15 protein-coding genes, 1 tRNA gene and 1 pseudogene are annotated in these 11,448 nt (G+C 54.3%); 9 read left to right on the plus strand and 8 right to left on the minus strand.

The window, feature by feature from the left end; genetic code table 11:
• The first annotated feature begins 50 nt into the window (after positions 1 to 50).
• The 4 genes from FEE96_RS24200 (at position 51) to FEE96_RS06365 (ending at position 2,562) form a co-directional block, all read left to right on the plus strand.
• Positions 51 to 374, plus strand: a complete 324-nt coding sequence (locus tag FEE96_RS24200) for a GFA family protein (RefSeq protein WP_484237544.1) — start codon at positions 51 to 53, stop codon at positions 372 to 374.
• Positions 375 to 515: 141 nt separating this feature from the next.
• Positions 516 to 815: a YciI family protein gene (locus FEE96_RS06355; RefSeq protein WP_138162193.1), complete on the plus strand. Its 300-nt coding sequence runs from the start codon at positions 516 to 518 to the stop codon at positions 813 to 815.
• Between the two features lie 171 nt (positions 816 to 986).
• Positions 987 to 1,472, plus strand: coding sequence for a GNAT family N-acetyltransferase (locus tag FEE96_RS06360; RefSeq protein ID WP_138162194.1), 486 nt, complete (start codon positions 987 to 989; stop codon positions 1,470 to 1,472).
• Between the two features lie 91 nt (positions 1,473 to 1,563).
• Positions 1,564 to 2,562: a hypothetical protein gene (locus FEE96_RS06365; protein WP_138162195.1), complete on the plus strand. Its 999-nt coding sequence runs from the start codon at positions 1,564 to 1,566 to the stop codon at positions 2,560 to 2,562.
• A gap of 4 nt (positions 2,563 to 2,566) precedes the next feature.
• On the opposite strand, the pseudogene FEE96_RS06370 reads toward FEE96_RS06365, so the two are convergent.
• A pseudogene (locus FEE96_RS06370) lies at positions 2,567 to 2,836 on the minus strand (DksA/TraR family C4-type zinc finger protein).
• Between the two features lie 31 nt (positions 2,837 to 2,867).
• The gene (locus tag FEE96_RS06375) at positions 2,868 to 3,842 is read right to left on the minus strand and encodes a Gfo/Idh/MocA family protein (RefSeq protein ID WP_138162196.1); all 975 of its coding nucleotides are present in this window, start codon (positions 3,840 to 3,842) and stop codon (positions 2,868 to 2,870) included.
• A gap of 134 nt (positions 3,843 to 3,976) precedes the next feature.
• Between FEE96_RS06375 and FEE96_RS06380 the strand changes: the two genes are divergently transcribed.
• Positions 3,977 to 5,149, plus strand: a complete 1,173-nt coding sequence (locus FEE96_RS06380) for a dipeptidase (RefSeq protein ID WP_138162197.1) — start codon at positions 3,977 to 3,979, stop codon at positions 5,147 to 5,149.
• 400 nt (positions 5,150 to 5,549) lie between these two features.
• Here the strand turns inward: FEE96_RS06380 and rpoH are convergent, their stop codons facing one another.
• A complete protein-coding gene (rpoH, locus tag FEE96_RS06385; protein ID WP_138162198.1) occupies positions 5,550 to 6,446 on the minus strand; it encodes an RNA polymerase sigma factor RpoH in 897 nt (298 codons plus the stop codon).
• Between the two features lie 172 nt (positions 6,447 to 6,618).
• Positions 6,619 to 7,437 carry a LysR family transcriptional regulator gene (locus FEE96_RS06390; RefSeq protein ID WP_138162199.1) on the minus strand — a complete coding sequence of 273 codons (819 nt, stop codon included), beginning with the start codon at positions 7,435 to 7,437 and terminating at the stop codon, positions 6,619 to 6,621.
• 101 nt (positions 7,438 to 7,538) lie between these two features.
• Here FEE96_RS06390 and FEE96_RS06395 point away from each other — a divergent pair, with 101 nt between their 5' ends.
• Positions 7,539 to 7,961 (plus strand): hypothetical protein, encoded by a 423-nt coding sequence (locus FEE96_RS06395; RefSeq protein WP_138162200.1) that lies wholly within the window; start codon positions 7,539 to 7,541, stop codon positions 7,959 to 7,961.
• A gap of 84 nt (positions 7,962 to 8,045) precedes the next feature.
• Here FEE96_RS06395 and FEE96_RS06400 read toward each other — a convergent pair whose 3' ends face one another.
• Positions 8,046 to 9,083: an RluA family pseudouridine synthase gene (locus FEE96_RS06400; RefSeq protein WP_138162201.1), complete on the minus strand. Its 1,038-nt coding sequence runs from the start codon at positions 9,081 to 9,083 to the stop codon at positions 8,046 to 8,048.
• Between FEE96_RS06400 and FEE96_RS06405 the strand changes: the two genes are divergently transcribed.
• Complete coding sequence (locus tag FEE96_RS06405) at positions 9,082 to 9,381, plus strand: DUF6476 family protein (protein ID WP_138162202.1); 300 nt, start codon at positions 9,082 to 9,084, stop codon at positions 9,379 to 9,381. The genes FEE96_RS06400 and FEE96_RS06405 overlap by 2 nt on opposite strands.
• 15 nt (positions 9,382 to 9,396) lie before the next feature.
• Here FEE96_RS06405 and FEE96_RS06410 read toward each other — a convergent pair whose 3' ends face one another.
• Positions 9,397 to 9,981 carry a hypothetical protein gene (locus tag FEE96_RS06410; protein ID WP_138162203.1) on the minus strand — a complete coding sequence of 195 codons (585 nt, stop codon included), beginning with the start codon at positions 9,979 to 9,981 and terminating at the stop codon, positions 9,397 to 9,399.
• A 180-nt stretch (positions 9,982 to 10,161) separates the two neighbouring features.
• On the opposite strand from FEE96_RS06410, the gene FEE96_RS23670 reads away from it, so the two are divergent.
• Complete coding sequence (locus FEE96_RS23670; RefSeq protein ID WP_212744748.1) at positions 10,162 to 10,497, plus strand: hypothetical protein; 336 nt, start codon at positions 10,162 to 10,164, stop codon at positions 10,495 to 10,497.
• A gap of 54 nt (positions 10,498 to 10,551) precedes the next feature.
• On the opposite strand, the gene FEE96_RS06420 is transcribed toward FEE96_RS23670, so the two are convergent.
• Positions 10,552 to 10,628: transfer RNA gene (locus FEE96_RS06420), tRNA-His, on the minus strand.
• Positions 10,629 to 10,671: 43 nt separating this feature from the next.
• The gene (locus FEE96_RS06425; RefSeq protein WP_138162204.1) at positions 10,672 to 11,154 is read right to left on the minus strand and encodes a GNAT family N-acetyltransferase; all 483 of its coding nucleotides are present in this window, start codon (positions 11,152 to 11,154) and stop codon (positions 10,672 to 10,674) included.
• 88 nt (positions 11,155 to 11,242) lie between these two features.
• On the opposite strand from FEE96_RS06425, the gene FEE96_RS06430 reads away from it, so the two are divergent.
• Positions 11,243 to 11,431 (plus strand): DUF6324 family protein, encoded by a 189-nt coding sequence (locus FEE96_RS06430; protein WP_138162205.1) that lies wholly within the window; start codon positions 11,243 to 11,245, stop codon positions 11,429 to 11,431.
• The last annotated feature ends 17 nt before the right edge of the window (positions 11,432 to 11,448 follow it).

The raw sequence follows: 11,448 nt of genomic DNA on the forward strand, positions 1-11,448 counted from the left end.
CTGACCTTTTGCCCAAAATCAAATTACGCACCCAAGTCCAAGGACAGGTCATGAAAACCCAATGCCACTGTGGACAGGTCACAATTAAGCTCCCCGGCCCTCCGACTAAGCTAAATCGGTGCAGCTGTTCCATTTGCAGACGATACGGCGCGCTCTGGGCCTATTACGTACCAGGACACATCACCATATTCGGATCGACCGACACCTATGTGTGGGGGGATCGGATGATAACGTTCCATCGCTGCCAGCATTGCGGGGTGCTAACACATTGGCTCGACATCGACAGTGAACAAACGAGATGTGGCATCAACATGCGGAATATAGAGCTTAGTGAACTTGAGGGAGTTCCCGAATATGACGGTCACAAACCGTAGACTACAATGACTATCACACCGTTTTTCAATCCACCTCAGAGTTTTCTGCGCACATACCTCTGGACCTATTCTTCTAAATTCCGTGGCCCTACTCTCACTCTAACTCATTCTTACTCTTGTTGTACATCAAGAGGAGAAGACATGGCACGTTGGGTGGTAATATTTGAAGACACGCCGCAAATGCTGGGTGTTCGGGCCAGGCAAGACCTGCGTGATGCACACGTTTCTTATGCAAAAAACCACCCAGAACTTTTGATCGGTGGCGGCTTGAAGCCAGAAATAGATCGCGATTTCTGCGGCGCGCTTTGGGTGGTTGAGGCGGAGACCAAAACCGAGGTCGAACAGCTTGTTATCAATGACCCCTTCTATTTTTCTGAATACCGCTCCTATCAGATCTATACATGGGGCAAGCTCCTCGAAGATCAGACAGCCGTGCTGTAACAATAGCTATTTAAGCAATCGATATGTGAATGACCCTTTCTATAATCCGGCTCGCCTGTTTGGGGATGTTCTCGCTTGAACTGACCGGCAAGAGCACCTGTTATGCAGCTTCCTCAATCCGATTATCAGCGCTTTGCACCCATGTGGTCAAATAGCCGCCAAGGAGCCCTTATGACCGCAATTGAGCTGCGCAGCATTTCCAAACAGGACCTCGATCTGGTTCGCCATATCCAGGTTTCAGCCGATCAAGCCATCTATGGTGGGACCATTCAGCAAGCATTTGCTGAAACCGAAGAGGCCGTTGATTTCCACGCAGCCTTTGACCCCACGCGCGCAGTAGGTTTTTTCAAAATCGACCGCGGTTTCGCGTTGAACAATGATTTTGCACATGACGGTGAATTAGGCCTGCGTGCGTTCAAGATCGACAGTGCGCAACAGGGTAAAGGATATGGCGTTGCAACGGCCAAAGCCTTGCAAACCTATCTGCCAGACCTCTATCCAGCGGCCCCGTCGATTGTTTTGACGGTCAATCTCGCCAACCCGGCAGCTTACGCCTGCTACCGCAAAGCAGGTTTTGTCGACACGGGTGACTTGTTCAACGGTGGTCTGGCTGGGCCACAGCACATTATGCGGATGAGCTTGTCGCAGACCGCTTAAAACAATTCATTTTTCTCCTTAACGGTTAGGCATCATGACATCTTTTTCGAAAAAATACGCTGCCGGGCAGTATGCAGAGGTCTGGCGAGAGATGGATCAGAACTGGGCGTCTTCTTCTGAATCGATTGCGTTCGAGCAGGGAAGCCATTGGCAGCGTGCCTTCACCGTTGATCGCGAGGATGCAGAAGACGTATTACGGCAGACATTCGAACGTGTTGCACATAATTCCGATCTGTTAATCCAACGCCTTCGCGAAACAGGTTACCGGTTTGAGTGCGAGTCTGGCCGCTATGGGCCGCCAGTTTCTCCGCGTCAGAGTGCGGTAGACCAGGTTGCGCTTTGCAAGGCGTCTCTAGAAGCCGACTTTGGTGATCTTTACGTATTTGACAAAGATCTCTCACCATTTCCTCTTGCATTAGAACGCTTTGGCCAGATTGTCGGCACCTTGGATTTGGTGCAACGGTTTCCTCCATCAACCGCCATAGATCTGGATGCCCTTAAGAAAAACCCGCGCCCAGAAGGTTTCAAGTCATCCGCTGGTTTCAGCTCGGAAGAATGGCTCTCTATTGCAAATAGTTTGAGCGCTGCAGTTGAAACCTACGCGCCGGAAAAAACAGAACAGCAAATCCAACTTGAACAAGAACTGGATGACCAAGACCGCAAACCTCACCCACATGCCAGTGACCCCGTCCTGTCTCGTCTTGGCGATTGGGATCCCCTCACTGTTAGTTTTGAATATCTGTCTATGACATTGACGGACGAAGAGGCCGAACCTCAGATTTTGTCCGCTGGTGGCTTGGCATACGTAGGTGGGATCGCCGCCAGTTTTGAACATAAGGCCAATATTAGCGGTGCTGAAGACGTCTCATTCGATTTCCCTTCAACGTCGCTCGACCCACTCATAACCGCAGAGGGTATCAAAATACCCTTCACAACTTACCTCCGCCGGGCGTTTGCGCGTGGTGGTTTCTTCGGCGTGCCTCGACCGGTCAACAGCGAACTCGGGTCCATGAGAGAAGTGGAGCAAGGTATTTTTCTTCCTGACCATCCAGTGTTTGCGAGTTTGAAGAGAGATTTCCTGCCCTTCTGACAGCCTACTTCAGCTGGCTATCCTTAGACCCACGCCGGTTGAACCCACCGCGTGCCTTGTAGACCCCATCCCGTTCCTGCTGGCATTCAACTCACAGCTTGACGCCGGGGATTGCAGCCCGGCGCCGTTCGGGGATGGGGTCCTCACAGTCAGCGCAATGGGTCAGGCTGTCCCCCACCGGAACCTTACGGGTCTGCATCCGTGCCAACTCATCACTGATTGACGCCTCGATCTGTTCGCTAACTGCACCGTCTTTTGCCCATCCACCTGCCATAGCAGTTCCTCCAGAATACCCACACGCGCGCTCAGAGAGGCGTTGCCACCTCTAACACCCTATCGATCATCACCTGCGTCCCGCGCGAGAATTCTAGCGGACACGGGTAGTCGACACCGTCACGCACCGAGCGCCCAAAGGCTTCGACCTGCAGTTTGTAATGATCATCCCCCGGAAAGCGCGTCACCTGCACCTCTAACCCGGCGCGATGCAGCTCTACCCGTGCCTCGCCAAAGACCCGCGCATTAAACGGGGCCGTCAAGCGGATCACACCAGTTTCGCCGTGAAATACCATCTCTTGGTAGGGATGCATGCGAATGCTGACATAGGCGGAATAGGAAAAACCGGGAAACTTCGCCTGCACTTCTGTCAGTGTGTCGACACCATTTTCCCAACGGATACGGGCCGAGATCTCGTCAGGTTCCTGACCTGTGGCATAGCGAGCTCCGCCGAAAACATAGACACCGATGTCACGCAATCCTCCGCCGCCGGTCTCTGCCTTGTTGCGGATGTTACCCAAATCCGTGCGGTTATCGTAGGAAAACTTACCGCTGACATGCGCCAGCTTGCCAATGGCGCCCTCGTCAATCAACCGCTTCACCATCTGCCACTGCGGATGGTGCGCGATCATGTAAGCTTCGGCCGCCAGCACACCGGTCTCGTCACGCTTGGCAATCAACTGATCGAACTCAACTGCCCGCATGGTCATCGGTTTCTCGCACAACACATGTTTGCCTGCGGCCATCGCCTTCAGGCTCCACTCGACATGCAGATGATTGGGCAGCGGTACGTAAACCGCATCGATGCTAGGATCTGCCAAAAGCGCATCATAGTCATCATAAACGTTGAGGTCCGGGCAGAACGCCTGGAATGGCTCTGCTTTTTCAGGGCTAGAGGTTGCCAACGCCACCAATTGCGCCCCTTCAGCCGCGTGAATCGCAGGTGCCATATATTGACGCGCAAACTTAGCCGCCCCTAAAATTCCCCACCTGACCGGTCTTTGCATCATGTTCCTCCTGATTGAACCGCCAGCTTACCTTGGTTGTGGTCGGCAGCAAGGGATCTTGACCTGATGTTTTGCTTTGCGCCGCTTCTTCGCTGCCTTAGGCTGAACAAAAAACGACAGTACAGGTGATTTGGATGCGCAAATTTGGAAAATGGCTGGGCCGGTTGCTGATCCTCGCCGCCATTGCTGTGATCGCCGGTTTGATATTCCTGCCAGGCTACTTGGAAAAAAACCGCAACCTGGTGGCTGAACATGCCCCCTACCCAATCTCACCCGAGGCAGCAAAGCTGCACAACGATCTTCTTATCGGTGATTGGCATGCCGACCCGTTGCTGTGGAACCGCGATTTGAGCAAGCGGGGTGACCGGGGCCATGTAGACATCCCGCGCCTGATCGAAGGCAACGTCGCGCTGCAAATGTTCACCGCTGTGACCAAGTCCCCGGCAGGTCAGAACTATGATCACAACGATACAGATGCGATGGACAATATCACCCTGTTGGCCCTGGTCCAGATGTGGCCACCGCGCACCTGGGGATCGCTGTATCAGCGCGCCCTGTATCAGGCCGAAAAACTGCACAGGGTACAGGCCCGTTCCGAGGGTCGGTTGCGGATCATTCGAACAGAAGCCGACCTTGACGCTCTCATGGCCTTGAAACTGGCTGGAGTGCCAGTTGTTGGCGGCCTTCTAGGGATCGAAGGCGCACATCCGCTAGAGGGTGACCTGAGCAACCTACAGGGGCTACAGAACGCCGGGTACCGGATGGTTGCACTCCAACATTTCTTTGACAATGAACTGGGGGGCTCTTTGCATGGCAGTGGCAATGCCGGGTTGACTGATTTTGGCCGCAAAGTGGTGCAGGCTGTGGTGGATCGTGGGCTGATATTGGATGTCGCTCATTCCAGCCCACAGCTGGCACGGGATGTACTGAGGATGACGGATATTCCATTGGTGGTGTCTCATACCGGAATTTACAAAAACTGTGAGGTAAAGCGCAATTTCCCAGATGACCTGATGCAAGAGATCGCCGCCACTGGTGGTGTAATTGGTATTGGTTACTGGGCGGATGTGACCTGCGACGATAGCCCGGCCGGTGTGGCCGAAACGATCAAAACCGCCATCGAAATGGTGGGTGAAGATGCGGTCTCGCTAGGGTCGGATTTTGACGGGTCAGTGCAGACTTCGTTTGACACCTCGGAACTGGCGGCCCTGACTCAGGCGATGATGGACGCCGGACTAACCGAGGGGCAGATCCGCAAAGTAGCAGGCGAGAACATGCTGCGCGTGCTGAGGGCGCGACTGGAATAATTGACATAGGTTTTCTGCCCGAAATCAATTCCCGACAATTACAGTCAACTATTTGATTTGTAAGGTTTTTTATTGACGCCTCTCCACCATGCAGTTACCAAGATGACAGAACACATAGCAAGCCAGAATCATCCGGCCTCCAGCTCCTCCAGCCAGCCCCTTGGGCCAGCCAGACAGCCAGACACCCACTCTTACATGATGATTTCAGCCAGCCACGCCAGCCAGGGCATATAACCCTCGCCAGCCGGTGATCTTTCGCACAATAGCCAGCTACCCCGCCAGCCTTCGTGCTTTTCTGTCCGGTGCGTTTAGACGATCTCAGGTTTAGAATTGAGAACGGGCATGAAAAAGGGCGATGCTATTGCACCGCCCTTTTCTATTCAACATCGATGCACCCGGATCAGGCTGTGGCCATCATACCTTTGGCCTGTGCCAATTCACGCATCTTGGTTTGCAGCTTCTCAAAAGCGCGCACCTCGATCTGACGGATCCGCTCGCGGCTAACATTATATTGCCCGCTCAGCTCTTCCAGAGTTTTGGCCTTTTCCGCCAAACGACGCTGGGTCAGAATATCCTTCTCACGGTCGTTCAGCACATCCATCGCTGCTGCCAGCAGCTCACGCCGTGCTTCCAGCTCGTCGCGTGCCTCATAATCGCCAGCCTGATCAGCGTCTTCGTCTTCCAGCCAATCCTGCCACTGCATTGTGCCTTCGCCTTCGGACCCAACCGTGGCATTCAGCGACGCATCCCCACCCGACATCCGCCGGTTCATCGAGATCACCTCGGCCTCGGTCACACCCAGATCAGTGGCGATCCGCTTGACGTTCTCAGGGCGCATATCGCCATCTTCCAACGCACCGATACGGGCCTTGGCTTTTCGCAGGTTAAAGAACAACTTCTTCTGCGCCGAGGTTGTGCCCAGTTTCACCATCGACCACGAGCGCAGGACGTATTCCTGGATCGAGGCACGGATCCACCACATTGCATAGGTCGCCAGACGGAAGCCCTTTTCCGGGTCAAACCGCTTAACAGCCTGCATCAGGCCAACGTTGGCCTCTGAAATCACTTCGGCCTGGGGCAACCCATAGCCGCGATATCCCATAGCAATTTTTGCTGCCAACCGCAGGTGCGAGGTGACCATACGGTGCGCCGCACCGCTGTCTTCCTTTTCCACCCAGGCCTTGGCCAGCATGTATTCTTCTTCTGGCTCCAGCAGCGGAAACTTACGAATTTCCTGCATATAGCGGTTTAGACCGCCTTCGGGTGTTGGGGCCGGTAGGTTCTTATAGTTCGCCATTTGGTGTGCCTCTCCCTAATGTATAAGGACTTAACATATCAGCATATGGGTCAGCACTGTGTCCCTTTCAAGGGGTGCTGTAACTTTCTGATAACCTATCACGGGAAACACCGTCTGTGACCTGCTTCACAGGGATGTGCAAAAAGTTGCCAAATTATGTTCTGCTCTCAGGCTACTGCGTTACTTCAATCAAGAACTGTGCGCAGTCGCGCGCAAATACGGTCTTTCGGGCGGAAATCCCAAGTGTTCGAAAGACCTGCGGCGCATTGCGCAAGAGCCGTAGCACGACATCTGTGTGCGCACCGTCGTGCGACATCGGAACAAAGGCAATGCCAAGCCCCGCCGCCACAAGGTCCAGGACCTGTTGATCATGAACCGCTTGGGCCGGCGGCAATGGAGGCAGATCGGGCTCGCTCGGCAACCTGTCGGCATGGGGACAATAGGGGCGGTGAATCCGCGCCTCCGCTGCCAATTCGGCCAGATCGACGCTCTCCCCGTCAGCAAGCGGATGCTGCCGATTCAGTGCGACCCCATAGGGATCACGGCGCAGCGGCTGAAACATATGGCCCTCCGGAGCACATCCATCACAAACAAACGCCAAATCAGCCTCGTCAACATGCGGCGTAAAGCCAAGGAACAGCTCTGGGTGGGCCCGCTTCAGCAAGTTTATCCCTGCTGCAAACGGGCTGAGCAGCACATCCGGGTGGCAATATATCCGCAGATCGCGGCGGGTCTCTGGCTGTAGTCGATGTACCACCCCGCTGAGTTGGGCAACGCTTCCTGCCACCTCGGCATAAAGCCGATCGCCCAGTGGGGTCGCGGTCAACCCGCGTCGATGACGATGGAACAAGCTGCCCCCGATCACCCCCTCCAGCTTTTGGATCGCGGCCGAGATCGTCGGCTGGCTCACCCCATTTGCCTTGGCCGCATGGCTGAACGAACCGGTTTCAAAAGCGCTCAGAAAATACTTCAGCGGTGTCAGTTCTAACATAGCTAACGCCTATACTGCCTATAGTTAACGCCAGAATATCTTATATCTGAAAGTTCTGCCACTTCTTTGATTACTGCAAGTACAACCAAAGGAATGTCTCAATGCTCCCGAACCAATCCCCTACCAGCGCCATTGAAAGTTTACTGCGCAAGTTTGTCGCCAACGACCCTACACTGATCAGCTATATGGCGCCTGACATCGACTTTCGCATCGACCACTTTCGCGATGAATCAGACGTGAGCTGGCAAGTCGGCAAAGGTATGAAAGATATTGGCAAAATTCTCACCCGTTTGGCCTCTGACATTTTTCCGAAAGGCACCGAAGCATTGGCAATCACAACCCAGGCGCTGCCGCAAGACGGCTGGATGTTCACCACCTTTGAGCAAAAGTTCTTTTACGGGGTGCGCGGGCGTATCTGCACGAGTGTGACCCTTATCTTGTCCCACGAGAGCAACGGCCAGGTGGACTATTTCCGCGAGACTGTAACCAACATCGTCAATGTCGACGAGGCTCCCCAAGCCTAACCGCCATAGTTTACAGGATGCTCACCCTCATCCCTGCTTCAGGCTCTGCCCGAAGCGGTTCATTTTAGCCGCAAGGTTCTGAAATCAAGCCCCAGTCGAAAGCCGCAGCTTCGCCATCAGCGCTTCCATGTCTTCCGGCATTGGCGCTTCAAACCGCATTTCCTCACCGGTAACCGGATGCACAAACCCCAGAACCGCCGCGTGCAGTGCCTGACGTGGGAAGGCGCGCAGCGCGTCATGTGCCGCCGGGACCAATGACTTAGCCGCCAGCTTGCGCTTGCCACCATAAGTCGGGTCGCCCACCAAACCGTGACCTGCGTGTGCCATATGAACCCGGATCTGATGGGTGCGGCCAGTTTCCAGCCAGCATTCGATCAGCGCGACAACACCTGGGTTGCCAAAGGGTTCAACAATCCGCGCCCTCGTCACCGCATGGCGCCCGCCCTGAAACATCACCGCCTGACGTTGGCGGTCGTGTTTGTGTCGTGCCAACTGAGTGGTCAACTTCAGAATATTGCCTGGCTCAAAACTGGTGCCTTTGATTCCGCGCAGACGGGGATCGTTGGCATCCGGCACACCGTAACAAATGGCCCGGTAGTACCGCTCAACAGTGTGCTTTTCGAACTGCTTTGCCAGCCCCTGATGGGCAACATCCGACTTGGCCACCACCAACAGCCCGCTGGTCTCCTTATCGATACGGTGCACAATACCAGGGCGTTTCACGCCCCCTACCCCTGACAGGTTTTCACCACAGTGATGCAGCAAAGCATTGACCAAGGTGCCCGACGGCGTGCCCGGTGCCGGATGCACCACCATGCCAACGGGCTTATTGATCACAATCAGGTCGTCGTCTTCATAGACAACATCCAATGGGATCTCTTCGGGACCAATGTGGCTATCTTCGGCCTCTTCGACGCTGACAACAATCACCGCGTCTTCGGCCACCTTGGCCTTGGGATCATCGACCACAACGCCATCCACCGTGACGGATCCAGCGACAATCAGCCTGGCCAGCCGGGTGCGTGACAGGGTTGCTTCTGCTGGCACATCCCGCGAAAGCGCCTTATCAAGCCGGTTAGGCGGGTTATCCGCGATGACAAACTCAATCTGGCGGCTGCTCATGACACGTCCTTCTGACCCCGAAATCCAAGAGCCACCACAGCTGAAATTCCTGCGACGGCTGGTGACCACGCTCACCGCGGTCATGATTGGCGGGCTTGTAGTGGTTATCAGCCTGCTTGTCATCCGTTTGTCTGATAAAGGCGTGACACTTCCCGACAGCATCACCCTGCCCGATGGCACGACACCTACGGCTGTGACCTTTGGCAACGGCTGGATCGCTGTGGTCAGTGATCGCAACCAGATTCTAATTCTGGATGCGGACAGCGGTGATCTGCGTCAAACCATTACCATTGAATAAAACAGGCCTATAGAATTAAGAGCGCAACAACACTTTGGTTGAATCTATAGCCTGAGAAATCTGGGCATATTGAATGGACCGGCTATTGGACCCTTCGGCGCTGCGCAGCAGCTGTGTCTGAGCCTCTTCAAGAATAGCAATCGCCTGTCGCCCAACCTCAGCCTGTGCCGCACTGGAGACCGGCGTGAGGGCCCGTGTCGTCCGATCTGCCGAATCAGTGCGACGCGAAGCCGGTGCTGATGGCAGGCTTGTGTCCCTATTTGTGCGCGCAAGCCGGGCCAAATCCGCTGATGTTTCGTTCAAAACCTGACGCACTTCATCATAATCGCTGCCTTCGGGAATTGTGTCAGACACGACTTGCAGCCGTTCTGCCAGGCAATCAACCCTGTACGCCGATTTGTCTATCCCGCCGCAGAAAACCTTAGCTGATGCCAAGCTGGAGACCAGCTGGCGGGTAAAATTGACCGAGCCGAATTCTCCCGCAGGAACCACAACTGTATATAAAACACTGGCACTTCCCTGCGCCCGAGCCCCCATTGGCAAGTGACCAACAGAGAGCACGCCGAGTGCCAGACCAATAAAATGGAAACATTTCGACATTACCCAAACTCCTCATTACGTTAAACGAAAAACCAACACCGCATCGATCAAATTCGATTCATTACCGTGAAACATTCGGCAACAAAGCGGAAGTTGGAGAACAACACAAATATCGGTGATTACCTCAATGCAGTTTCCCGGCTATCATAACCCAATAAACGCCAATAAGGGATGAGATTTATGTTAAAGGAATATATTAATGCTATTGTGATTGGCGCAGCCGTAATGGCAACAACTCAAATAGCCAATGCACAGGGGGTGGATCAGGCGCTGAACGAAGCCAAATCTCGTTTGGCCTGTGGTGCCGGAACACCTGTTTCAGCGCAGTATATTCCCGGCGGACTGCTACAAGTGACTTGTCGGCAGAATGTCCCAAATGAATCGCTCCCAAACGAGTTGCAGGGAACTGGGCTAACCCCCGCGGTAGAAGTTGGGTTAGTAGCGGTCGTAACAACTCTGGTCGTTGTCACAGGCAGCAGTGGCAGTGCAACCACAACCACAACCACAGGAAACTGAATCCGCTGCCACAAACGTAGCAGCCGGATCACTTTTTGATACTTTTAAGTGAAGTGGTACCACCACCCCGGCTCGAACGGGGGACCTCCTGATCCACAATCAGGCGCTCTAACCTACTGAGCTATGGCGGCACTGAGGGCGATTTAGCCAACCCCCCAGGCAAATGCAAGGGGGTTAGAGCATAACACGCCAAGTTTGTTCAATCAAATTTGCTCCGAAGGAAAACACAGGTTTCGTTTCGGTCTTCTGCCAGCCGAATGCCCGGTACAATGACCCAGAGGTGCGTCGGCTTTTATGAGTCCGCAAGACCATCTCGCGATATCCCGCTTGTCGCGAAAACCCCATACAATCACGCAACAGACGTTGCCCCAATCCCTGACCTCGGGCCTCGGGGGTAAGTAGAAACAATCGCAATCGGGCAACTTCTTTGGTTTCCCTGATACAAAAAATGCTGCCAATCCTCTGTGAACCTTTGGCGGCTATCCACCCTTTTTCACATAGTGGGTCATGTGCACTGCAAAATTGATGCAAAACCCCGGCTATCAACTCGCCATAGCTGGCATCAAATCCTTCCTCGCGCGCATATAGATCCTGGTGGCGCGCAGCCAGCCAGTGCAAATCGCCAGCAACGAATCGGCGTAAACTCACATCAACCATATGCTATCAAACACCGAAGCATGCTTGTCTTTCAATGGTGCGCGCGGTAGCACCTGCAATCAGCCACCAGTGACTTCAGGAGTGCAAAATGGGTATCAACAGCGAACGTGACATCGAGGCAAATATGCAAATTGGCCCAACCGATGCAGGTATGGTGCGCATTTTCATCGAAGCCGGTGGGGTAGAGATCCCGATGGATTTCGAGCCCGAAGAAGCTGAAGAAATCGCAGAAGAGATCCGCGCTGCCGCACAGGCTGCCCGTCAGGTCAAGGGCTAAGGCCACCCCCCGGATCA

It is taken from the genome of Parasedimentitalea maritima, from assembly GCF_005771405.1.
Taxonomy (GTDB): Bacteria; Pseudomonadota; Alphaproteobacteria; order Rhodobacterales; family Rhodobacteraceae; genus Parasedimentitalea; species Parasedimentitalea maritima.

What these genes read in the sequence shown, in the direction of transcription:
- FEE96_RS06390 (WP_138162199.1), bottom strand. Translation starts at nt 7,437, where the DNA reads ATGTTAGAACTGACACCGCTGAAGTATTTTCTGAGCGCTTTTGAAACC.
- FEE96_RS06365 (WP_138162195.1), top strand. Translation starts at nt 1,564, where the DNA reads ATGGATCAGAACTGGGCGTCTTCTTCTGAATCGATTGCGTTCGAGCAG.
- FEE96_RS24200 (WP_484237544.1), top strand. Translation starts at nt 51, where the DNA reads ATGAAAACCCAATGCCACTGTGGACAGGTCACAATTAAGCTCCCCGGC.
- FEE96_RS06425 (WP_138162204.1), bottom strand. Translation starts at nt 11,154, where the DNA reads ATGGTTGATGTGAGTTTACGCCGATTCGTTGCTGGCGATTTGCACTGG.
- FEE96_RS06380 (WP_138162197.1), top strand. Translation starts at nt 3,977, where the DNA reads ATGCGCAAATTTGGAAAATGGCTGGGCCGGTTGCTGATCCTCGCCGCC.
- FEE96_RS06375 (WP_138162196.1), bottom strand. Translation starts at nt 3,842, where the DNA reads ATGCAAAGACCGGTCAGGTGGGGAATTTTAGGGGCGGCTAAGTTTGCG.
- FEE96_RS06355 (WP_138162193.1), top strand. Translation starts at nt 516, where the DNA reads ATGGCACGTTGGGTGGTAATATTTGAAGACACGCCGCAAATGCTGGGT.
- FEE96_RS06430 (WP_138162205.1), top strand. Translation starts at nt 11,243, where the DNA reads ATGGGTATCAACAGCGAACGTGACATCGAGGCAAATATGCAAATTGGC.
- FEE96_RS06410 (WP_138162203.1), bottom strand. Translation starts at nt 9,981, where the DNA reads ATGTCGAAATGTTTCCATTTTATTGGTCTGGCACTCGGCGTGCTCTCT.
- FEE96_RS06395 (WP_138162200.1), top strand. Translation starts at nt 7,539, where the DNA reads ATGCTCCCGAACCAATCCCCTACCAGCGCCATTGAAAGTTTACTGCGC.
- FEE96_RS23670 (WP_212744748.1), top strand. Translation starts at nt 10,162, where the DNA reads ATGTTAAAGGAATATATTAATGCTATTGTGATTGGCGCAGCCGTAATG.
- FEE96_RS06360 (WP_138162194.1), top strand. Translation starts at nt 987, where the DNA reads ATGACCGCAATTGAGCTGCGCAGCATTTCCAAACAGGACCTCGATCTG.
- FEE96_RS06400 (WP_138162201.1), bottom strand. Translation starts at nt 9,083, where the DNA reads ATGAGCAGCCGCCAGATTGAGTTTGTCATCGCGGATAACCCGCCTAAC.
- rpoH (WP_138162198.1), bottom strand. Translation starts at nt 6,446, where the DNA reads ATGGCGAACTATAAGAACCTACCGGCCCCAACACCCGAAGGCGGTCTA.
- FEE96_RS06405 (WP_138162202.1), top strand. Translation starts at nt 9,082, where the DNA reads ATGACACGTCCTTCTGACCCCGAAATCCAAGAGCCACCACAGCTGAAA.